The organism is Kribbella polygonati (assembly GCF_050320105.1).
GTDB lineage: Bacteria > Actinomycetota > Actinomycetes > Propionibacteriales > Kribbellaceae > Kribbella.
Map to the genome: position 1 here is coordinate 7,695,422 of NZ_CP190129.1, position 20,345 is coordinate 7,715,766.

19 protein-coding genes are annotated in these 20,345 nt (G+C 69.6%); 11 read left to right on the forward strand and 8 right to left on the reverse strand.

Translation table 11 applies throughout. The features are described 5' to 3' along the window. Window positions 1–4: 4 nt before the first annotated feature. Window positions 5–1,876, reverse strand: coding sequence for an MFS transporter (locus ACQHIV_RS36950; protein ID WP_427888969.1), 1,872 nt, complete (start codon window positions 1,874–1,876; stop codon window positions 5–7). Between the two features lie 107 nt (window positions 1,877–1,983). On the opposite strand from ACQHIV_RS36950, the gene ACQHIV_RS36955 reads away from it, so the two are divergent. Further along, window positions 1,984–2,766, forward strand: coding sequence for a DUF3027 domain-containing protein (locus ACQHIV_RS36955; protein WP_427888970.1), 783 nt, complete (start codon window positions 1,984–1,986; stop codon window positions 2,764–2,766). Window positions 2,767–2,769: 3 nt separating this feature from the next. Here the strand turns inward: ACQHIV_RS36955 and ACQHIV_RS36960 are convergent, their stop codons facing one another. Further along, window positions 2,770–3,078, reverse strand: a complete 309-nt coding sequence (locus ACQHIV_RS36960; protein ID WP_427888971.1) for a DUF2530 domain-containing protein — start codon at window positions 3,076–3,078, stop codon at window positions 2,770–2,772. A 73-nt stretch (window positions 3,079–3,151) separates the two neighbouring features. Between ACQHIV_RS36960 and ACQHIV_RS36965 the strand changes: the two genes are divergently transcribed. Continuing rightward, complete coding sequence (locus ACQHIV_RS36965) at window positions 3,152–4,624, forward strand: NCS2 family permease (RefSeq protein WP_427888972.1); 1,473 nt, start codon at window positions 3,152–3,154, stop codon at window positions 4,622–4,624. Window positions 4,625–4,629: 5 nt separating this feature from the next. Continuing rightward, complete coding sequence (locus ACQHIV_RS36970) at window positions 4,630–6,705, forward strand: prolyl oligopeptidase family serine peptidase (RefSeq protein ID WP_427888973.1); 2,076 nt, start codon at window positions 4,630–4,632, stop codon at window positions 6,703–6,705. Here ACQHIV_RS36970 and ACQHIV_RS36975 read toward each other — a convergent pair. Next, the gene (locus tag ACQHIV_RS36975; RefSeq protein ID WP_427888974.1) at window positions 6,632–7,729 is read right to left on the reverse strand and encodes a hypothetical protein; all 1,098 of its coding nucleotides are present in this window, start codon (window positions 7,727–7,729) and stop codon (window positions 6,632–6,634) included. The two genes, ACQHIV_RS36970 and ACQHIV_RS36975, sit on opposite strands and share 74 nt — an antisense overlap. A gap of 81 nt (window positions 7,730–7,810) precedes the next feature. Here ACQHIV_RS36975 and ACQHIV_RS36980 point away from each other — a divergent pair, with 81 nt between their 5' ends. Together ACQHIV_RS36980 and ACQHIV_RS36985 are read left to right on the forward strand one after the other, a co-directional pair. Then, window positions 7,811–8,260, forward strand: a complete 450-nt coding sequence (locus ACQHIV_RS36980) for a MarR family winged helix-turn-helix transcriptional regulator (RefSeq protein WP_427888975.1) — start codon at window positions 7,811–7,813, stop codon at window positions 8,258–8,260. Next, a complete protein-coding gene (locus ACQHIV_RS36985; RefSeq protein WP_427888976.1) occupies window positions 8,257–9,570 on the forward strand; it encodes an MFS transporter in 1,314 nt (437 codons plus the stop codon). Before ACQHIV_RS36980 ends, ACQHIV_RS36985 begins: the two co-directional genes overlap by 4 nt. On the opposite strand, the gene ACQHIV_RS36990 is transcribed toward ACQHIV_RS36985, so the two are convergent. After that, window positions 9,567–10,268, reverse strand: a complete 702-nt coding sequence (locus tag ACQHIV_RS36990) for a DUF4429 domain-containing protein (RefSeq protein ID WP_427888977.1) — start codon at window positions 10,266–10,268, stop codon at window positions 9,567–9,569. The genes ACQHIV_RS36985 and ACQHIV_RS36990 overlap by 4 nt on opposite strands. 54 nt (window positions 10,269–10,322) lie before the next feature. Between ACQHIV_RS36990 and ACQHIV_RS36995 the strand changes: the two genes are divergently transcribed. Beyond that, window positions 10,323–11,720 carry a mycothione reductase gene (locus ACQHIV_RS36995; RefSeq protein WP_427888978.1) on the forward strand — a complete coding sequence of 466 codons (1,398 nt, stop codon included), beginning with the start codon at window positions 10,323–10,325 and terminating at the stop codon, window positions 11,718–11,720. On the opposite strand, the gene ACQHIV_RS37000 is transcribed toward ACQHIV_RS36995, so the two are convergent. Beyond that, complete coding sequence (locus tag ACQHIV_RS37000; RefSeq protein WP_427888979.1) at window positions 11,717–12,460, reverse strand: AraC family transcriptional regulator; 744 nt, start codon at window positions 12,458–12,460, stop codon at window positions 11,717–11,719. The two genes, ACQHIV_RS36995 and ACQHIV_RS37000, sit on opposite strands and share 4 nt — an antisense overlap. Window positions 12,461–12,524: 64 nt before the next feature. Here ACQHIV_RS37000 and ACQHIV_RS37005 point away from each other — a divergent pair, with 64 nt between their 5' ends. Continuing rightward, complete coding sequence (locus ACQHIV_RS37005; protein WP_427888980.1) at window positions 12,525–13,106, forward strand: TIGR03086 family metal-binding protein; 582 nt, start codon at window positions 12,525–12,527, stop codon at window positions 13,104–13,106. Here ACQHIV_RS37005 and ACQHIV_RS37010 read toward each other — a convergent pair. Further along, window positions 13,089–14,525, reverse strand: a complete 1,437-nt coding sequence (locus ACQHIV_RS37010) for an LLM class flavin-dependent oxidoreductase (RefSeq protein WP_427888981.1) — start codon at window positions 14,523–14,525, stop codon at window positions 13,089–13,091. The two genes, ACQHIV_RS37005 and ACQHIV_RS37010, sit on opposite strands and share 18 nt — an antisense overlap. Window positions 14,526–14,559: 34 nt before the next feature. Between ACQHIV_RS37010 and thpR the strand changes: the two genes are divergently transcribed. From thpR to efeB, 4 genes are read left to right on the forward strand one after another with little or no spacing between them, the layout of a single operon-like run. Next, entirely contained in the window at window positions 14,560–15,123 is a 564-nt protein-coding gene (gene thpR / locus ACQHIV_RS37015; protein WP_427888982.1) for an RNA 2',3'-cyclic phosphodiesterase, read from the forward strand. Between the two features lie 45 nt (window positions 15,124–15,168). Then, a complete protein-coding gene (gene efeU, locus ACQHIV_RS37020; protein ID WP_427888983.1) occupies window positions 15,169–16,017 on the forward strand; it encodes an iron uptake transporter permease EfeU in 849 nt (282 codons plus the stop codon). A 14-nt stretch (window positions 16,018–16,031) separates the two neighbouring features. Continuing rightward, window positions 16,032–17,171: an iron uptake system protein EfeO gene (gene efeO, locus ACQHIV_RS37025; protein WP_427888984.1), complete on the forward strand. Its 1,140-nt coding sequence runs from the start codon at window positions 16,032–16,034 to the stop codon at window positions 17,169–17,171. After that, window positions 17,168–18,553: an iron uptake transporter deferrochelatase/peroxidase subunit gene (efeB, locus tag ACQHIV_RS37030; RefSeq protein ID WP_427888985.1), complete on the forward strand. Its 1,386-nt coding sequence runs from the start codon at window positions 17,168–17,170 to the stop codon at window positions 18,551–18,553. The genes efeO and efeB overlap by 4 nt, the downstream gene beginning before the upstream one ends. Here the strand turns inward: efeB and ACQHIV_RS37035 are convergent. Together ACQHIV_RS37035 and ACQHIV_RS37040 are read right to left on the reverse strand one after the other, a co-directional pair. Then, window positions 18,546–19,385 (reverse strand): carbohydrate ABC transporter permease, encoded by an 840-nt coding sequence (locus ACQHIV_RS37035; RefSeq protein WP_380198257.1) that lies wholly within the window; start codon window positions 19,383–19,385, stop codon window positions 18,546–18,548. The genes efeB and ACQHIV_RS37035 overlap by 8 nt on opposite strands. Further along, complete coding sequence (locus ACQHIV_RS37040) at window positions 19,378–20,343, reverse strand: carbohydrate ABC transporter permease (RefSeq protein ID WP_427888986.1); 966 nt, start codon at window positions 20,341–20,343, stop codon at window positions 19,378–19,380. Before ACQHIV_RS37040 ends, ACQHIV_RS37035 begins: the two co-directional genes overlap by 8 nt. Window positions 20,344–20,345 lie beyond the last annotated feature (2 nt).

Sequence of the window (20,345 nt, forward strand, 5' to 3'; positions counted from 1 at the left end):
TCGGTCAGCGGGGTGGGCGGCGGGGGGTGTTGGGGCGGCGTTTGAAGGGTGGGGGGTTGCGTTCTTCGGTGGGTTCTTCGGACCAGGGGGCCGGTTCTTCGGTGGTGTTGTCGTCTTCTTCCGGTTGGCCGCTCCACCAGCGGCCGACCGGTTGTTCGGGGGGCTGGGTGCCGGTGCGCCACTCCACCGTCGGTTCGTCCTCGGTGGTGGAGCGGCGGGCGCGGTTGGCGCGTTCCTCGGCGACGCTGAGGATGGTGCGGGACGTGCTCTCCGGGTGCTCGTCGTACGCCGGTTGCCGGTGCGGATGATGCGGGCCGTCCGTCCGCGGACCGCCGAGCCCGCCGGGGCGCAGCGGCCCTTCGGTGGGACGTGGCGCCGGGCGCATCCGCAGTACCAGGAAGACCACGATCAGCAGCACGCCGGCGAGGAACCCGAACCCGAGCCGCGGGATCAGCGGCAGCACGATCCCGCACCCGCCGCCGATCACCCACGCGAGCTGCAGGACGGTCTCCGACCGCGCGAACACCGACGTACGCACGGACTCCGGGACGTCGCGCTGGATCATCGCGTCCAGCGACAGCTTCCCGAGCGAGCTGCACAACCCGGCGACCAGGCCGAGCGCCACCAGGATCGGCAGCCCGTACAGCACCGCGACCGCGATCGCGACGGCCGCGTCCGCGAGCAGTACGACGAGGACGACGCCCTCCGGTTTACGGGCCCTGAGCAACGATCCGAGCAGGGTGCCGAGGCTGTTGCCGATCCCGGCCGCGGCGATCACCGCGCCGGCCGCGACCGCGCCCTTCACGCCGCTGATCGGCTGGTCGCGGAGCAGGAACGCCAGGTACATGGTCAGGAACCCGGACACGAACCGCAGCCCGAGGTTGCAGCGGATCCCGCGCGCCACCGCGGCGGTGATCGCGCGCCGGCGGGCGTCCCGCCCCGCCGTACCGGTGACCTCCGCGTCGGCGGGGGAGTCGACCGCGCCCGGCAGCCGGATCGCGAGGACCAGACCGACGATGTACACCAGCGCCGCCCAGCGCAGCGACCACTGCGGGCCGATCGCGGCGAACGCGCCCGCGAGCCCGGCGCCGATCGCGCCGCCGGCCACACCAGCGAGCGAGATCCGGGAGTTCGCCGTCACCAGCGTGATCTGTTTCGGCAGCAATCGCGGTACGGCGGACGCGCGGGTGACGCCGTACGCCTTGGAGGCCACCAGGCAGCCGAGCGCCGCCGGGTACAGCCACACCGAGTTCTGGCTGGTGATCGAGGACGCCAGCGCCCAGACCAGGAACGCGCGGGCGCCGAGCGTCGCGCCGATCGCCCACCGGCGGCCGTGCCGGAACCGGTCGAGGATCGGGCCGATCAGCGGCGCCATCAACGCGAACGGCGCCATCGTCAGCAGCAGGAACAACGCGACCCGGTCCCGCGCCTGGTCGCTCGGCACGGTGAAGAACACGGTCCCGGCCAGCGAGACGGCGAACGCGGTGTCACCGGCGGCGTTCACCGCCCCGAGCTCGATCAGCCTGGACAGGCCGGACTCGCCCGCACCCTGCGCGCCGGTCAGCCCGCGGATCCGCCGCCCGGTCGCCCGGCCGAACCTCCCGCCGACGGTCGCCGCCTTCCGGGACGCCGAGGCGACCCCTTCGGCGCCGACCTTCGAGGCGTGCCCGACCTTCTTACTGGCGCTGCCCACCTTCTTACCGGCGCTGCCGACCTTCTTACCGGCGCTACCCACCCGCCCCCGGGCATCCCCCAACCGCTCGCCGGCCGACTTGCCACCACCCCGCGGACCAGAACCCCCACCCCGCGCGCCGGCAGCCGAAGGTCCGCCGCGGTCCTCGCGGGCGTTCGGGTCGGACGGGTCGGGGGAGTGCATGGAACCATCCTGCCTCTTCCCGGGGACAGACCGCAGGCACCGCGCGTACGGACCGAGTCGTGCGGGCGGTTCGGCGTACGGCGGGAGGCGTGCGAGAATGGGCGATTGTGACTCCCGTCAAAGCACCGGATGCGGTACGTGCCAAGCCCGACGCCGTCTGCGTCGCCGCGGTCGAACCGGCCCGGGAGGCCGCGATCGCCGAAGCCGGCGCCGCCCAGGTCGGGGAACACCTCGGTCATCTGGTCGAGGGTGAGCGCCTCGTCACGCACTACTTCGCCTCCGCGCACCCCGGGTACCGCGGTTGGCGCTGGGCCGTCACGCTGACCCGCGCGTCCCGGGCGAAGACCGTCACGGTCAACGAGGTGGTGATGCTGCCCGGCGGCGACGCGGTGGTCGCGCCGGAGTGGGTCCCGTGGTCGGAGCGCGTCCAGCCCGGCGACCTGCGTCCCGGCGACCTGTTCCCGACGCTCCCCGACGACCCGCGGCTGGAGCCCGGCTTCACCGACACCACGGACGCCCCCGAGGACGTACTCACGGTCGTCGAGGAGCTCGGCCTGGGACGCGAGCGGGTGTTGTCGCCGTTCGGCCGCGAGGAGGCGGCGGAACGCTGGTACGCCGGCGACTTCGGCCCGACGGCCCCGATCGCCCAGGCGGTCCCGTACAAGTGCCACTCCTGCGGCTACTGGATCCGCCTCGCCGACAGCCTCGGCCAGGCCTTCGGCGTCTGCGCCAACGAAATGGCCCCCGGCGAGGCCCGCGTCGTCGCCTACGACTACGGCTGCGGCGCCCACTCCGACGCCACCGTCGAGTCCCCCGACCACCCCACCACCGAACACGCCTTCGACACCACCGGCTACGACACCCTCGAACTGGCGCCGTCCGAGGACTGACCTTTAGTCCTCGGTGGCGGGGCGGTGGCCGGCTTGGATGGCGGTCCAGCGGCGTTTGCAGTACCAGAGGCCGATGAGGCCGAGGACGAAGCCGGCGACGGGGACCCAGAGCCACCAGTCGAGGCCGTTGTCCTTCAGTTGGCCGCGGAAGATCAGCAGTACGACGAACGCGACCACCCAGAGCGCGATCCCGGTGATCACGCTCGGGATGCCGGACAGGTCGAGCGGCTTGACCTCGGCATGCACCAGCTCCCCGCGCGCCAACTGGCTCGTCGGGTCGGTGCGCTTCTTGGATCCAGCCTCCTCGGTCACGCCCCCAGCTTAACCGCAACGGTTTGACGTAAGTGCTCGCAACTGCCCGGTAGGAACTGGCACTATGCGGGTCATGAGCTCGCCCCAGGCCACGACGTCCCGCTCCCTGTACGGTCCACTCGACTCGTTCTTCAAGATCAGTGACCGCGGATCCACGCTCGGGCGCGAGATCCGTGGCGGGCTGGTCACGTTCTTCACGATGGCGTACATCGTCGTGCTGAACCCGTTGATCATCGGCACGGTCAAGGACGGCTCCGGCCAGTTCGTCGGCGGTGGGACCGACCCGGCGGCCGCGATCGCGAAGATCGCCGTGGCCACCGCGCTGGTCGCCGGTGTGGTCACGATCCTGATGGGCGTGGTCGCGAACTTCCCGCTCGCGCTCGCCACCGGCCTCGGCCTGAACGCGTTCCTGGCGTTCTCGGTCGCGACCAAGATGACCTGGGCCGACGCGATGGGCCTGGTGGTCCTCGAGGGCCTGATCATCCTGATCCTGGTCCTCACCGGCTTCCGCAGAGCCGTCTTCGAGGCCGTACCGCTGCAGCTGAAGGTGGCGATCAGTGTCGGCATCGGCCTGTTCATCGCGTTCATCGGGGTGATCGACGCCGGGTTCGTACGCCGTCCCGCCGCGCTGTCCGGCCCGCCCGTCGAACTCGGTGTCGGCGGCAACCTGCGCGGCTGGCCGGTGCTGGTGTTCGTGTTCGGCCTGATCCTGATCGCGATCCTGTACGCGCGGAAGGTGAAGGGCGCGATCCTGATCGGCATCCTGGCCGCGACCGTGCTGGCGATCGTCGTCGAGGCGATCGGCAACATCGGCGCCCGCACCGACAAGAACCCGGGCGGCTGGGGCCTGAGCGTGCCGAAGCTGCCGGACCAGTGGTTCACGAAACCGAACCTGGACACGATCGGCGAGTTCAACCTGTTCGGCTCGTTCGGGAAGATCGGCGTGGTGTCGGCGATCCTGCTGATCTTCACGCTGATGCTCGCGGACTTCTTCGACACGATGGGCACGATGACCGCGATCGGCGCCGAGGCGGGTCTGAACGACGCGGACGGCATCCCGCCGAAGTCGCAGGCGATCCTGATCGTGGACAGCCTCGCGGCCGCGGCCGGTGGTGCCGCCTCGGTGTCCAGCAACACGTCGTACATCGAATCGGCGTCGGGTGTCGGCGAGGGGGCCCGGACCGGGCTGGCGAGCGTGGTCACCGGGATCTGCTTCCTGATCTCGATGGTGGTCGCGCCGCTGGTGACGCTGGTGCCGTACGAGGCGGCGACGCCGGCGCTGATCCTGGTCGGGTTCCTGATGATGACGCAGGTGAAGGGGATCGACTTCGACGACGTCGAGGTCGCGTTCCCGGCGTTCCTGACGATCGTGCTGATGCCGTTCACGTACTCGATCTCGGCCGGCATCGGCGCCGGCTTCGTCTCGTACGTGATCCTGAAGCTGGTCCGCGGCAAGGCCCGCCAGGTGCACCCGCTGATGTGGGTGGTCTCGGCGCTGTTCGTGGTGTACTTCGCGATCGGCCCGCTGACCGACTGGCTAACCTGAGCAGAGTGGACCCGCTCGAGGACTTCCCCGCCCAATCCGCACGCACCGGCCGTTTCACCCACGGCCTGCCCAAGTCCTTCACCCTCGGTGACGAGCACGTGCTGTTCCTCCGGACCGCCGGCCCGGAGGACCGCACCAGTTGCCTGTGGCAACTCACCGCGAACGGCGAGGAACAACTCGTGGTCGCGCCCGAGGACCTGCACGCCGGCGGAGCGCTCCCGGACGCGGAGCGGGTACGGCGGGAACGCACCCGCGAACGTACGTCCGGCATCGTCGCGTACTCCGCCGACCGCACCGCCCGGCAGATCGTCTTCGCGCTCCAGGGCGTCCTGTACCACCTCGACGGCCTGGACGCGCTGCCCCGCGAGATCTGGACCGCGGGCCGGGTGGTGGACCCGCGGATCGACCCGGCCGGCCGCCGGGTCGCGTACGTCACCGGCCGCGAGTTGCATGTCGTGGATCTTGCCGACGGCAACGACGTGGCGGTGGCCGCGGACGACGACCCCGAGGTCGGCTGGGGCCTCGCCGAGCACGAGGCCGCGGAGTCGATGGGCCGGACCCGCGGGCACTGGTGGTCGCCGGACGGCACCCGGTTGCTCGCGGCCCGCGTCGACCTGACGCCGGTGCAGCGCTGGTGGATCGCCGACCCGGCGAACCCGGACCGCCCGCCGCGCGAGGTCGCGTACCCGGCCGCCGGTACGCCGAACGCGATCGTCACGCTGCATGCGTTCGACCTCACCGGCGGGTCTGTCGAGCTGCGCTGGGACCGGGCGGCGTACGAGTACCTTGCCGCGGTGACGTGGGACGCGCACGGGCCGCTGCTCGCCGTACAGTCCCGTGACCAACAGACGCTCCAGGTCCTCGCGGGCGATCCCGACACCGGCGTGACGAAGCTCCTGCACGAGCAGCGGGACCCGGCGTGGGTCGAGCTGATCTACGGAACCCCCGCCCGTACGGCGTCCGGGAAGCTGGTGCACCCCGTCGACGACGGCGAGACCCGGCGGCTGACGATCGACGGCGTACCGGTCACGCCGGACGGGCTGCAGCTCCGCGGCGTCCTCGATGTCACCGGGGAGGAGGTGCTGTTCGAGGCGAGCGACGAGCCGACCGAGAGCCACCTCTGGCGGTACGACGGCACGCTCCACCGACTCACCGACGTACCGGGAACGCACACCGCGAGCCGCGCCGGCGACACCCTCCTCGTCGAGTCGAACACCGAGACCCACCGATCCTTCGTTGTCCGCCGCAACGGTCAGCAGCGGACGATCGAGTCCCGCGCCGCCGAGCCGGTCGTCCAACCGCGGATCACCTGGCTGCGCGCGGGCGAGCGCGAACTGCGGACCGCCGTACTCCTCCCGTCCTGGTACGAGGGCGGTACGCTCCCGGTGCTGATGGCGCCGTACGGCGGTCCCGCGATGCAGCTGGTGATGCGCCGGGCGAGCGGGGCGTTCGCGACCGCGCAGTGGTTCGCGGAGCACGGGTACGCGGTGGTGATCGTGGACGGCCGCGGTACGCCGGGACGCGGGCCGGCGTGGGAGAAGACGGTGTACCTCGACAACCTGACGGCCCCGCTCGAGGACCAGGTCGTCGCGCTGCACGCCGCCGCCGAACAGACGGGCGCCCTGGACCTCAGCCGGGTCGGCATCCGCGGCTGGAGCTACGGCGGCCTGCTCGCGGCAGCCGCCGTACTGCTCCGTCCGGGCGACTTCCACGCCGCGGTGGCGGGCGCCGCACCCGCTGACCAGCGGCTGTACGGCACGCACTGGCGCGAGCGGTTCCTCGGGCACCCGGACGAGAACCCCGAGGTTTACGACCGCCTGTCGCTGATGACGTACGCCGCCGATCTCCGCCGGCCGCTGCTCCTGGTGCACGGTCTCGCCGACGACAACGTGTTCGTGGCACACACGCTGCGGCTGTCCGCGGCGCTCATGGCGGCCGGCCGCCCGCACCAGGTCCTGCCGCTGTCGAACGTCACCCACATGGCCTCCGACGCGGCCGCCGTCGGCCTCATGCGCTCGGAGTTGGCGTTCCTTTCAGCCCACTTGACTCCCGCAGCGCCAGGTACTCCGTCCGCGCCGTGAAGAGGTCGCGGAGTTCCGCGCTGACGTTGTCGAGGAAGTCGGTGCGGAACGTCGAGTCGGTGAGCAGCGCGATCGAGTAGTACAGGCCGGTGAAGTTCGCGATCCCGACCGCGACCTTCACCAGCGACGCGCTGACCAGCAGCGGGTGGTGCATCAGCGTGATGTCGTACGACCAGGAGCCGGGCGTGACGCCCCACTGGTCGTACACGTGCTTGCTGATCGCAAGCATCCCGAACCCGATGAAGAACAGGCCGACGCCGGCGCTGACGACCAGGACCTGCATCCACTGGCGGATCACCAGGTTGATGCTCAGGTTCATCCGCTGGCTCCGGCGCAGCGGCGGCCCGGAGCCGGCGTCGCGCTCGATCGCGTCGACCTCGTGCGGCAGCCGGATCAGCAGGAAGAGCGTGCTCAGCGCGGTGAACGCGACCATCAGCAGCACGATGAACGCGGTCGGCATGCCGCCGAAGACCTGCCACATGTCCGCGGTCACGAACAGGACGAGCGAGAAGACCAGCAGCAGCGGGAGGGCGCGGACCAGGCTGGCCACCGAGTTCCCCAGCTCGCTCGCGAGCCGCCGCAGCCCCCAGTACGTCGTCGCGATCAGGCCGTAGCCGATCACTACGTACACGATGCCGACGAGCGCCAGGTTGGCGAGCGCGATGCCGAAGAACTGCCGGACCTGTTCCTGGGTGACCACCGGCAGCAGCGCCGGGAGGAACACGAAGACCGCCAGCTCGGGGATGCCGAAGCGGGTCGGCAGCGACCAGAACGGGCGGCCGCGGAACCCGTTCAGCAGGCCGAACCCGACGACCAGCGCGACCAGCCCGCCGAGCGCGGCCAGCAGGTTCTGCCACCAGTGCCAGTCCAGCGACGTCGCGCCGAGCATCTCGACCAGGAACACCACCACGAGCAGCGGCGCCGCCCGCGTGAAGATGTCGTGCGTCGGCGAGAAGTCCTCGATGAACAGCGGCAGCCCCGCGCGCCGGAACCGCTGCTCGTACCGCTCCAGCTGGGCATTCATGCCCGGAACTCTAGCGGTCCGGGAATACCGGCCCGCGGTCGCGGGTTTTAGTTAGCAAAGGTAATGAGTTAAGGTAAAGACATGCCCGAGGTCGTAGCGCAGCAGGTGAAGAGTGACGTCGGACTGGCGAGCGCCCTGCGGTCGTCGACGCTGCGGCTGTCCCGGCAGATCCGCCGGCAGCGCGAGCCCGGTCACGACCTGACCGCGAACCAGCTCAGCGTGCTCGGTGCGCTGTCCAAGCACGACGCGATGACGATCGGCGAGCTGGCCGCCCACGAGCAGGTCAAGCCGCCGTCGATGACGCGGATCGTGACCAACATGGAGGAGGCGGGCCTGGTGGTCCGCCGCCCGCACCCGACCGACAAGCGGCAGATCGTCGTCGAGCTGACCGACCGCGCCGACGAGCTGATCCTGGCGAACCGCCGGCGCCGCGACGAGTGGCTGCAGACCAAACTGAAGCAACTGACCCCCGAGGAGCGCGACATCCTGCGCAAGGCAGCACCTGTTCTCGAACGACTGGCGGCTCGATGAGCCCCACGTTCGCCGCCTTCAAAGTACGCAACTTCCGGCTCTACGCCTCCGGCGCGATCGTCTCGAACGTCGGCACCTGGATGCAGCGTGTCGCCCAGGACTGGCTGGTCCTGGAGCTGACCCACTCCGGTGCCGCGCTCGGCATCGTCACCGGCCTGCAGTTCCTGCCCGCCCTCATCCTCGGTCCGTACGCCGGTGTGCTGGCCGACCGGATGCCCAAGCGGCAGCTGCTGACCTACACCCAGATCGCGATGGGTTTCGTCGCGCTGATCCTCGGCGGTCTGACCGTCCTCGGCGTGGTCCAGCCGTGGCACGTGTTCCTGCTCGCGCTGCTGTTCGGCGTCGGTACGGCGTTCGACGCGCCGGCCCGGCAGGCGTTCGTGGTCGAGATGGTCGGCCGGGACGAGCTGGCCAACGCGGTCGGGCTGAACTCGGCCTCGTTCAACGCGGCCCGGCTGTTCGGCCCGGCGCTGGCCGGTGTGCTGATCAGCTGGATCGGCACCGGGCCGGTGATCATGGTCAACGCGTTCACCTACATCGCGGTGATCATGTCGCTGCGGATGATGCGCGTCGCCGAGCTGTACACGCCGAAGCCCGCGGCCCGCGAGAAGGGCATGATCCGGGACGGCATGCGGTACCTGTGGCGGCGGCCGGAGCTGATGATGGTGCTGGTCACGGTGTTCTTCGCCGGGACCTTCGGGCTGAACTTCCAGATGACGTCGGCGCTGATGGCGACCGAGGCGTTCCACAAGGGCGCGGGGGAGTACGGCCTGCTTGGGTCGGTGCTCGCGATCGGGTCGCTGTCCGGTGCGTTGCTGGCCGCGCGGCGGGTGCGGATCCGGGCCCGGCTGGTGATCGGCGCGGCGGTGCTGTTCGGGCTCTTCGAGATCGTCAGCGCGCTGATGCCGACGTACCTGACGTTCGCGCTGGTGCTGCCGCTGGTCGGGCTGACCTCGCTGACCATGCTGACCTCGGCGAACGCGACCATGCAGCTGAGCATCGAGCCGACCATGCGCGGCCGGGTGATGGCGCTGTACATGACGCTGCTGATGGGCGGTACGCCGATCGGCGGCCCGTTCATCGGGTGGGTCGGCCAGGCGATGGGCGCCCGCTGGTCGCTGATCGTCGGCGGCGGGCTGACCGTGGTCGGCGCGATCGGGTCGGTGCTGTACTTCTCCCGCAAGCGCGGCCTCTCGATCCGCCCGCGGCTGCTTCCCCGCCCGCACCTCGAAGTACTCCCGCAGACCGAACTGCTCGGTGACAAGGCGGCCGTCGACGCGGCCCCGACGAGCCCTCGCGTGGTCGCCTAGGGTCGGATCCGGGTCAGCAGGCGGGCGGCGAAGAACAGTACGTCGAGGTCGGTGCCCCGCTCGCTGACCATCGCGGCCGGGTCGTGCCGCGGCTTCGGGCGGTCGAGCGGCGTCCGGCCGGTGCCGATCCGCAGGTAGCCGCGGCCGCCGAGCCCGCCCTGCTCCGGGCGCCACTGCACGTCGAGGATCGTGTCCAGCCGGACCGACCACGGGTTGCCGTGCGCCTTCTTCCGGCGCCCGGCGCGGCGCTCGTACGTGAACGTGAGCTGCCCGTTCGCCACCGACAGCGTCGCGTCCCGCCCGCCGATCCGGTCCGGCGCGGGCGGCGGCGCGACCAGCCAGCGCGCGGCGGCCGCCGGTACGTCGCGGCGGGCGAGCGTACGGCGGATCTCGCCTGCGACCTGCTCCGCGAGCGCGGGATCGGCGCCCGGGAAGTCGTACAGGTCGCCCAGGACCTCCACGCCACTGACCGCCTGCAACGGGTCGGCCCCGTCGCGGAGCACGAACCGCAGCCCGTCCCCGGCCACCTCGACCGACTGCAGCGCCTCCACCGGCAGCACCCGTTCGCCCAGGCGCGCGAACAACGAGCCGGCCATCGGTTCGAGCCCGGTCGGCGTCCGGTCGTACCGGATCCGTAGGGTCCCGACGCCGTCCCAGACGACCGTGCCGTTCGTGCTCACCAGCTCACCACCTGCCACCCACCCATCCTCCCTGGTGGCCGGGTCCTTTGCAGGTAACGCGCACAATGGGGTGTGACCAATTACGACCTCGTCGTCATCGGGACCGGATCCGGGAACACGATCGTGAACCGGCGGTTCGCGGACCGGAAGGTGGCGATCGTCGAGCGCGGGACGTTCGGCGGCACCTGCCTGAACTTCGGCTGCATCCCGACCAAGATGTTCGTGCACGCCGCCGACGTCGCCGCCACCCCGTCGGTGAGCTCGCGGTACGGCGTCGACGAGCAACTGCTGGACGTCCGCTGGACCGACGTGCGGGACCGGATCTTCGGCCGGATCGACCCGATCTCCGCGGGCGGCTCCGAGTACCGGCACCACAACGCGGACAACGCCAACGTGCACATGTACGACGGCACCGGGCGGTTCACCGGGTTCAAGGAGCTGACCGTCGACAACAAGGACGGCTCGACCAGCGTGTTCGGCGGCGAGCAGTTCGTGATCGCCACCGGCAGCCGGCCGGTCGTGCCGCCGATCCCGGGACTCGAGGAAACCGGGTACCACACCTCGAACACGATCATGCGGCTCGACGAGCTGCCGCGCCGGATCGCGATCATCGGCAGCGGGTTCGTCGCGGCCGAGTTCGCGCACGTGTTCGGGGCGTTCGGCGTCGAGGTGACGATCGTCGCCCGGTCCGCGGAGCTGCTCCGGTCCGAGGACGCGGAGGTGGCCGCGCGGTACACGGAGATCGCGCGGCAGAAGTACGACGTACGGCTGAACCACGAGACTGTGCACGTCTCCCGGCAGGACGACGGGACGGTGCGGGTCACGATGCTGCACCCGGACGGCACCGACGTACTGGTCGTCGACGAGCTGCTGATCGCGGTCGGCCGCGAACCGAGCTCGGACCTGCTGAACCTCGCCGCGACCGGCGTCGACGTCGACAGCTCGGGCCGCGTGGTGGTCGACAAGTACCAGGAGACGAACGTCGAGGGCATCTACGCGCTCGGCGACGTGACGAACCCGCACCAGCTGAAGCACGTCGCGAACCACGAGGCGCGAGTGGTGAAGCACAACCTGCTGAACCCCACCGACCGGATCGAGTCCGACCACCGCTTCGTCCCGCACGCCGTCTTCAGCTCGCCCCAGATCGCCTCCGTCGGCCTCACCGAGGAGCAGGCCCAGGAACGCGGAATCCCTTATGTGACAGCGATCCAGCGGTACGCCGACATCGCCTACGGCTGGGCGATGGAGGACACCACCGGCTTCGCCAAGGTCATCGCCGACCGCGAGACCGGGCAGATCGTCGGCTGCCACATCATCGGCCCGCAGGCGCCGACCGTGATCCAGCCGGTCATCCAGGCGATGAGCTTCGGCCTGGACGCCTACGCGATGGCCCGCGGCCAGTACTGGATCCACCCCGCGATGCCGGAGCTGATCGAGAACGCGTTGCTGAAGCTGGATCTGCCCGGTTAGTACCGCTGCGCGTACCAGGCCGGCGGCTCGCCGAACATACTCCTGAAGTCGCGGATGAAGTGGCCTTGGTCGGCGTAGCCGAGGTCGGCCGCCAGCGCGGCCCAGTCGATCGTCCCGCCGGCCGCCATCCGTACGGTCACCTCGTGCAGGCGGTACCGGCGGATCACCCACTTCGGCCCGATGCCGACGTACTCCGCGAACAGCCGTTGCAGCCCGCGCACGCTCAGTCCCAGCTCACCGGCGAGACGTTCGACCCTGGTCACGGCCTTGTCCTCGGCGATCAGCTCCACCGCGGCCGCCGCCAATCGCGTCTGGGGGTCGTCGTTCGGCAGGTGCTTCAGCAGGAACGCATCCATGGCGGGTACGTCGAGAGTCGTGGGCAGGTCCGGTCCGAACACCTCGGCCGCCGAGACGACGCGATCGGTGATCGTCGAGACGGAGGCACCGAGGAACGGGCGGAAGCAGCCCGGCCGGAACGCGACGCCGAAGACGTGACCGCGGCCCTCGAGGACCTTGATCTGGTGGCCGCCGCACACGCCGTTGACCTCCGCACGGCCGCCGCCGAACGACAGGTGCACATTCGGGTACGGCACGATCTTCTGCCGGTAGGGCTCGCCATAGTCCCAGCGAGCCTCCCAGTACCGCTCCACCCACGGCGCGAGCGCCGGCGCCGGGCTGTGGAACGCGTGGCGCTGATACCTGCTCCACGCACTCGCAAGCTCACGAACGTCCCGCCCCACTCGGCCGAGTCTATGTCGTCTTTGTTCAATACCTGGCCGGTCGGCGCTGCCTAGCATCGCCGGCATGTCATACGTTTCCAACGCGGCCGAGGCCATGGCCGCAGTTGCCCGCGGTATCACCGACGACCAGCTCGCCAACCAGACTCCGTGCGCGAAGTACGACGTACGGGCACTCGTCAACCACTTGTTGTTTTGGGGCCCGTCACTTGCCGGCGCGGGCCGTAAGGAGTCCGTTCCGCAGCCGGCGGCCGCCGAGGCCGAGGTGGATCTGACGGCCGGCGACTGGCGCGGCGACCTGCTGGGTTTGCTGGACGATGTGGCCTCGTCGTGGGCGCCGCCGAGCGCCTGGGACGGCGAGACGAGCATGGGTACGCCGCAGTTGCTGCCCGCGCCCGTCATGGGCGACATGATCGTCGGCGAGCTGGCCGTACACGGCTGGGACCTGGCGGCCGCAACCGGGCAGCGGCTCGAACTGCCCGCCGACCTGCTGGCCCATCTGCACGACGCCGTACTTGCCGGCGTGGAGCAGGGGCGGGAGCTGGGGATGTACGGACCGGAGATCGCGGTACCGGCAGACGCGCCCACCCTCGACCGCGTCCTCGGCCTGACCGGGCGTGATCCCGCCTGGCTAAGGGCGGAACGCTGAGATCACCTGGCCCACCGTCTCCAGCGTGTCGAGGTCGGGGAGGCTGATCATCACCTCGGCCACCCCGGCCTCGGACAGTTCCCGGAACCGTCCGATCTGGTCGTCGACCGTTCCCGCGTTGACGGTTGCGGCGTACTTCTCCGGGTTGACGTTGCGCGGGCGGAGGGTGCGGATCAACTGGTCGAGTTGATCGCGGTCCTTTCCTACCAGGGTCGTCGAGAGGTGCGTGAGTTCGATCGGTTTCGTCAGGTGCTTTGCTCGTTCCCGTACTGCGGCGACGTCGCCGAAGACGTTCACCGCATCCGCGTAGCGGCTCGCCAGCCGGAGGGTCCTGGGCCCGCTCCCACCAACCAGCAAAGGCAAATGCTCTTGCAGAGGACGCGGATAACAAGTGGTGTCCGGTACATCGAGGACCTTGCCGTGGAACGGTTTGTTGCCTGGTCCCCATAAAACGGGCAGCAACCGCAACGCGTCCTCCAGCAGCGCATACCGCTCACTCACCGACGGAAACGGCCACCCGTACGCCTTGTGCTCGGCCTCGAACCACGCCAGCCCGACCCCACACACGGCCCTTCCACCACTCAACACATCAAGCGTCGCCGCGATCTTCCCCAGATGCGCCACATTCCGGTACGTGATCCCCGAAACCAGCGTCCCCAGCCGAGCCCGCGTCGTACACGCAGCGAGATACCCAAGCGTCGTCCAGCTCTCCAGAAAGTCCTCCCACGCGCGCCCCACCTGCGGGATCTGCCGGAAATGATCCATCACGTAGATCGCGTCGAACCCGGCCGCCTCGGCCCGCTCCGCCACCTCCCGGATCCACGCTGCCTTCGGGCCCTTGTGCGTGTACGAGCTCAACTGCAACCCGAACCGCAACCCGACCGGCGCCTCCGCCTGCCGCGCCTGCGCCGCGGTCGACTCCACGAACGCCGTCGGCACCACCCGCGCCGCGGCCGGCTCGAGGACGTCGTCGTACCCCTCCGCGGCCAGCTCCTCCTTCACCCGCCGCCACGCCCTGAGCTGAGCCGTCAACGCATCCGCCGGAATCCGCTTCGACGCCCGCTCCCGATTCCGCCGCCGGCACTCGTCGGCCGGCGTGTCGAACGCCACCGCGACACACGCCATCCCCGCATCCCGCGCCGCCGCCAACCAGCGCACCCGCCGTTCCCGATCGAGTCCCAGGGTGTCGATCACAGTCGTCAGCCGACGGCCGATTCGTTGCTCCACCACCACCTCCAGCAACGCGAACGCGTCCGTACTGGCCGCGATGTCGTCCTCACCGGACCCCACCAACGCCCGCAACCGGTCACTGGAAACGACCAGCTCCGGCGCGAAGTGCTCGGCCGCCCACGTCGACTTCCCCGACGCCCCAGGACCGACCAGGACCACCACGCACGGTGAGGGCAGCTTGAGCTCCATGAAATGCAGTTTCCACCACCGCTAGCATTTTCGGATGCGATTGTTCGTGGCCGTGGTGCCACCAACCGAGGTTGTGGAGGATCTGGGCAAGTTCGTCGAGCCGCGCCGGGAGCATCCGGACGACGACATCCGGTGGGCGTCGGACGAGCACTGGCACATCACGTTGGCGTTCCTCGGCGACGTGCCGGACTGGAAGACCGAGGAACTGGAGGAGCGGCTCGAGCGGGCCGCGGGACGGCAGCGGCCGTTCGAGTTGCAGATCGCCGGGGCGGGCGCGTTCCCCGGCGTACCGGACGCACGGGTGCTGTACGCCGGGGTCCGCGACGAGACCGAATCACTCAAGCACCTGTCGACGACCACCCGGGCCGCGGCCAACCGGGCCGGGATCGAGGTCGAGGGGCGGAAGTTCACGCCGCACCTGACGCTCGCGCGGCTGCGCCGGCAACTGGACGTCACCAAGTGGGTGCGGATCTTCGAGAACTACGAGAGCCCGGCGTGGACGGCGGGCAGCCTGCAGCTGATCGAGTCCCGGCTGGGCGAGGGCCCGGGCCACAGTGCGGCGTACGTCACGGTAGGCGAATGGGACTTCTTAGGCTAACCTCATCAAGGTTAGCCGTACCTAAGAAGACGAAGGTCTCCCGCCATGCTCGCGAACTATCTGATCGGACTCCGTGAAGGACTCGAGGCCTCGCTGGTGGTCAGCATCCTCGCGACGTTCCTGGTCAAGTCGGGGCATCGGGACCGGCTCAAACTGGTCTGGATCGGTGTCGCCACGGCCCTCGCCGTGGCGGCCGCCGCCTGGGGCCTGCTGCAGTTCGTCACCGCGCTGACCGCGAAGTCCTTCACCACCCAGGAGACCGTCGGCGGGGTGATGTCGATCCTCGCGGTCGGGTTCGTCACCTGGATGATCTTCTGGATGCGCAAGGCGTCCCGGAGCATCGCCAAGGAGCTCCGCGACCGGATGGGCCAGGCGCTCGAGGTCGGTTCCCGCGCGGTCGTCATCCTGGCCTTCCTGGCGGTCTTCCGGGAGAGCATCGAGACGGCGTTCATCGTGTACGCGTCGGCCGCCACCGCGACCACCGCCGTACCGCTGATCGGCGTACTGCTCGGCCTCGCCACCTCGGTGCTGCTCGGGATCGCGATCTACAAGGGCGCGGTGAAGATCAACCTCGCGGTGTTCTTCAAGTGGACCGGGGCGATCCTGGTCCTGGTCGCGGCCGGGATCTTCGCGTACGGCTTCCACGACCTGCAGGAGGCCGGGATCCTGCCCGGGATCGGCCACCTCGCGTTCGACATCTCGCACGTGATCCCGCCGGCCAGCTGGTACGGCGTACTGCTGAAGGGCATCTTCAACTTCAACCCGGCACCGACCGTGCTGGAGGCGGCCGCCTGGGTCGTCTATCTCGTACCGGTGCTGTTCCTCTACTTCCGCCCGGTGAAGAGCTCCACCCCGCCTGCCGTGCCGGCGACGACCGCTCACAAAGCGGCCTGAACCTCAGGAGAAACATGTCTGCGTCATTCGGCCGCAAGGCCTCGATCATTGGTGCCGTCATCGGTCTCGCCGCGCTGTCCGCGTGTGCGAAGAACGATCCGGCCGCGAAGGACGACGGCACCGGTCCGGTGTCGGTGAAGGCGTCCGACTCGGCGTGTGACCTCAGCCGCCGGGACGTGAAGTCCGGGACGAGTACGTTCTCGATCTCGAACGGCGGCAGCAAGATCACCGAGTTCTACGTGTACGCCGACGGCGACCGGGTGATGGGCGAGGTCGAGAACATCGGCCCCGGGCTGAAGCGGGACCTGATCGTCGAGCTGCCGACCGGGAAGTACCAGGCGGTCTGCAAGCCGGGGATGGTCGGCGACGGCATCCGCGGCGACCTGACCGTCACCGGTGACGCGCCCGCGCAGACGTCCGAGGACGCAGCGCTCAAGCAGGCGACCGAGAGCTACCAGCGGTACGTGAACTCGCAGGCGGTCGCGCTGGAGCAGAAGACCACCGAGTTCACCGCCGCGGTGAAGGCCGGCGACGTGGCGAAGGCGAAGGCGCTGTACCCGGTGTCGCGGACGTACTGGGAGCGGATCGAGCCGGTCGCGGAGTCGTTCGGCAACCTCGACCCGAAGATCGACGCCCGGGTGAACGACGTCGAGCCCGGCACCGAGTGGACCGGGTACCACCGGATCGAGCAGGCGCTCTGGGTCTCCAACAGCACCAAGGGGATGGAGAAGTACGCCGACCAGCTGCTGACCGACGTGAAGACGGTCGTGGCGAAGGCGAAGGTCGTGAAGCTCACGCCGCTGCAGCTCGCGAACGGCGCGAAGGAACTCCTCGACGAGGTCGCCACCGGCAAGGTCACCGGCGAGGAGGACCGCTACTCGCACACCGACCTGTGGGACTTCCAGGCGAACGTCGAAGGCTCCCAGGCGGCGATCCAGGCCCTCCGGCCCGCACTCCAGACCCGCGACGCGGCCCTGGTCACCCAGCTCGACACGAACTTCAAGGCAGTCTTCACCGCCCTCGACAAGTACCGCTCCGGCGACGGCTTCAAGACCTACACCGCCTCCGAGCCCGAAAAGAAGGCCCTGGCCGCCGTAGTAGACGGCCTGGCCGAACCCGTAAGCCAGGTAGCCGGAGTAATCGCAAAGAAATGACCGACAAGACAAACCCGGAACCCACGCAGCCCGACGACTCACCCGCTTCCCCCGCCGCGGCGGGGGAAGCCGGCGACCCGACCCCGGGAACCGGCTCGGCTCCTGCTTCTCCCGCCGCCGCCCCGGCGCAGCCGGGGCGGCGGCGGGGGTTTTCTCGCAGGGGATTGTTCGGGGCAGCAGGTGCTGCGGTGGCGACCGGGGTGGCCGGCTACGCCGTACGCTCGGCCGTTTCCACCCAGCCCTCGCAGGCGGCGGACAACAACGGTCCCGTGGAGTTTCATGGGCCGCACCAGGCGGGGATCACCACGCCGGTGCAGGACCGGCTGCACTTCGCGGCGTTCGACGTGACGACGACCAAGCGCGAAGAGCTCGTCGCCCTGCTCAAGGAATGGACCGCCGCGGCCGCGCTCCTCACCGCCGGCCGTGACATCGGCCAGTACGGCGCCGTGAACGGCCCCGACGAAGCACCCCCGGAGGACACCGGCGAAGCGGTCGGCCTACCCCCGGCGCACCTGACCATCACCGTCGGCTTCGGCCCGTCCCTCTTCGACAACCGCTTCGGCCTCGCCGCGAACCGCCCGAAGGCCCTCGTCGACCTCCCGCACTTCATCGGCGACGACCTCGAGGAAGCCCGCTCGTACGGCGACATCGCCGTACAGGCCTGCTCCGACGACCCCCAGGTAGCGGTGCACGCGATCCGCAACCTCGCCCGCATCGGCTTCGGCCGTACGGTCGTCCGCTACTCCCAGCTCGGCTTCGGCCGTACGTCGTCCACGTCCCGCGCGCAGGCCACCCCGCGGAACCTGTTCGGCTTCAAGGACGGCACCAACAACCTCAAGCTCGAGGACGCCGCCAAGCTGGAGCAGCAGCTCTGGGTGCAGCCCGAGGACGGCCCCGACTGGATGGTCGGCGGCTCGTACCTGGTGTCCCGCCGGATCCGGATGAACATCGAGATCTGGGACCGTACGTCGCTCGGCGAGCAGGAGGCCGTCGTCGGCCGCGGCAAGGGCACCGGCGCCCCGCTCGGCAAGGCGGACGAGTTCGACGCGATCGACTTCGCCGCGAAGAACTCCGACGGCGAACCGAAGGTCCCGGCCGACTCGCACGTCCGGCTCGCCCACCCGGACTTCAACAACGGCGCCGAACTCCTCCGCCGCGGCTACAACTTCGTCGACGGCTCCGACGGCCTGGGCCGCCTCGACGCCGGCCTGTTCTTCCTCGCCTACCAGCGCGACCCCCGCAAACAGTTCATCCCGATCCAGAACCGCCTGGCCAGGAACGACAAGATGAACGAGTACATCCACCACGTCGGCTCCGCCATCTTCGCCTGCCCACCCGGCGTGCAGCCGGGTGGGTTCTGGGGCGACAAGCTGTTTACTTGACCGCGCCCGCGGTGACTCCGGCGACGAAGTGGCGTTGTGCGAGGAGGAAGCCGATGACGACGGGGACGCTGACCACCAGGGCAGCGGCCATGATCTGGTTCCAGTAGATGTTGGTCTGCGTCGAGTACTGCCGCAGCCCGACCGACAGGGTGCGGTTCGCCTCGGTGGTCATCACCGACGCGAACAGGACCTCGCCCCACGCGGTCATGAACGAGTAGATCGCCACCGCGATCACCCCGGGCCGCGCGGCCGGCAGGACGACCCGCCAGAGCGCGCCCATCGGACCGCACCCGTCCACGAGTGCGGCCTCGTCGAGCTCGCGCGGGATGCTGTCGAAGTACCCGGCCAGCATCCAGATCGAGAACGGCAGGCTGAACGTCAGGTACGTGATGATCAGCCCGAGCCGCGTCCCGACCAGTTGCAGCCCGAACGAGTTGTTGATGTTCACGAAGATCAGGAACAACGGCAGCAGGAACAGCACGCCCGGGAACATCTGCGTGGACAGCACCGTCGTGGTGAACACCGTCCGCCCGCGGAACTTGAACCGCGACACCGCGAACGCAGCCAGGATCGCGATCGCCACCGAGAACACCGTCGCGGACACCGACACGATCGTCGAGTTCACGAAGTACTTCGCCAGCGGCACCGTCTTCCACATGTCCACGAACGGCGCCAGCGTCAGGTTCGACGGCCACCAGGTGAACGCGCCCTGCACGTCCTTCAGCGGTTTCAGCGACGACGTGACCATCACGTACAGCGGGACGAGTACGAACAGCCCGAGCACGGTCAGCGTGACGCCGCGGTAGATCTTGAAGCCTCTGGTCTCACGCACGACGCGTCCTCCTGCCGGTGACGAGCAGATACGCGCCGGTGACGATCATCAGGAAGATCAGCAGCAGTACGGACATCGCCGCACCGGTGCCGAAGTTCCAGGTCAGGAACGACGCGTTGTAGATGTGGAACGTGATCAGGTCACCGGCCGGCGGCTGCGCCGTACCGAACAGCACGTACGGCGTGTTGAAGTCGCTGAACGTCCACAGGAACAGCACGAGCACCAGCACCAGGTTGACCGGGCGCAGCGACGGCAGCGTGATGTTGCGCCACTGCCGGATGTTGCCGGCGCCGTCCACCGACGCGGCCTCGTACAGGTCCCGCGGGATGCTCTGCATACCGGCCATCAGCGTGAGGAACGCGAACGTCCACAGCTTCCACCCGGCCACCGTGATCAGCGCGACCAGCGCGTTGCCGCCGATCAGCCAGAACGTCTTGCCGTCGCTCAGGTGCAGCTGGTGCAGGACGTGGTTCACGGCGCCGGTGTCGCGCTGGAGCATGAAGTTCCAGGTCAGGATTCCGGCGTACGCCGGGAGCGCGTACGGCACCAGGAACAGCGTCCGTACGACGCCCCGCCCGCGGAACTCGGGCTGCAGCGCGACCGCGGCCGCCATCCCGAGCACCCACGAGAACGCGACCGTGACCAGCGAGAACACGACCGTGACGCCGAAGGACTTCAGCAGGCCCTGCCCGACCGCGTTGTTGAAGTCGAGCGCGACCTTGTAGTTGTTCAGTCCGGCGCCGGGCGCGGAGGACCAGTTCGCGATGAAGAACTTGGTCAGCTTCACGAAGCTCATCCAGATCCCGACCAGCATCGGGATGATGTGGATGAACAGTTCCAGCAGCACTGCCGGGGCGAGCAGTGCGTACGGGAGCCACCGGTTCAGCCCTGGACGGTGCTCGGGGCGGCCCCGGCGCTTGGTCTGCGCCGGAGCCGCGGTCTCGGTTGCGACGGCCATCG

Coding starts and splice junctions, on each gene's coding strand:
- ACQHIV_RS36950 (WP_427888969.1), bottom strand. CDS start 1,876: ATGCACTCCCCCGACCCGTCCGACCCGAACGCCCGCGAGGACCGCGGC.
- ACQHIV_RS36965 (WP_427888972.1), top strand. CDS start 3,152: ATGAGCTCGCCCCAGGCCACGACGTCCCGCTCCCTGTACGGTCCACTC.
- ACQHIV_RS36975 (WP_427888974.1), bottom strand. CDS start 7,729: ATGAATGCCCAGCTGGAGCGGTACGAGCAGCGGTTCCGGCGCGCGGGG.
- ACQHIV_RS36980 (WP_427888975.1), top strand. CDS start 7,811: ATGCCCGAGGTCGTAGCGCAGCAGGTGAAGAGTGACGTCGGACTGGCG.
- ACQHIV_RS36985 (WP_427888976.1), top strand. CDS start 8,257: ATGAGCCCCACGTTCGCCGCCTTCAAAGTACGCAACTTCCGGCTCTAC.
- ACQHIV_RS37005 (WP_427888980.1), top strand. CDS start 12,525: ATGTCATACGTTTCCAACGCGGCCGAGGCCATGGCCGCAGTTGCCCGC.
- ACQHIV_RS37010 (WP_427888981.1), bottom strand. CDS start 14,525: ATGGAGCTCAAGCTGCCCTCACCGTGCGTGGTGGTCCTGGTCGGTCCT.
- thpR (WP_427888982.1), top strand. CDS start 14,560: ATGCGATTGTTCGTGGCCGTGGTGCCACCAACCGAGGTTGTGGAGGAT.
- efeU (WP_427888983.1), top strand. CDS start 15,169: ATGCTCGCGAACTATCTGATCGGACTCCGTGAAGGACTCGAGGCCTCG.
- efeO (WP_427888984.1), top strand. CDS start 16,032: ATGTCTGCGTCATTCGGCCGCAAGGCCTCGATCATTGGTGCCGTCATC.
- efeB (WP_427888985.1), top strand. CDS start 17,168: ATGACCGACAAGACAAACCCGGAACCCACGCAGCCCGACGACTCACCC.
- ACQHIV_RS37040 (WP_427888986.1), bottom strand. CDS start 20,343: ATGGCCGTCGCAACCGAGACCGCGGCTCCGGCGCAGACCAAGCGCCGG.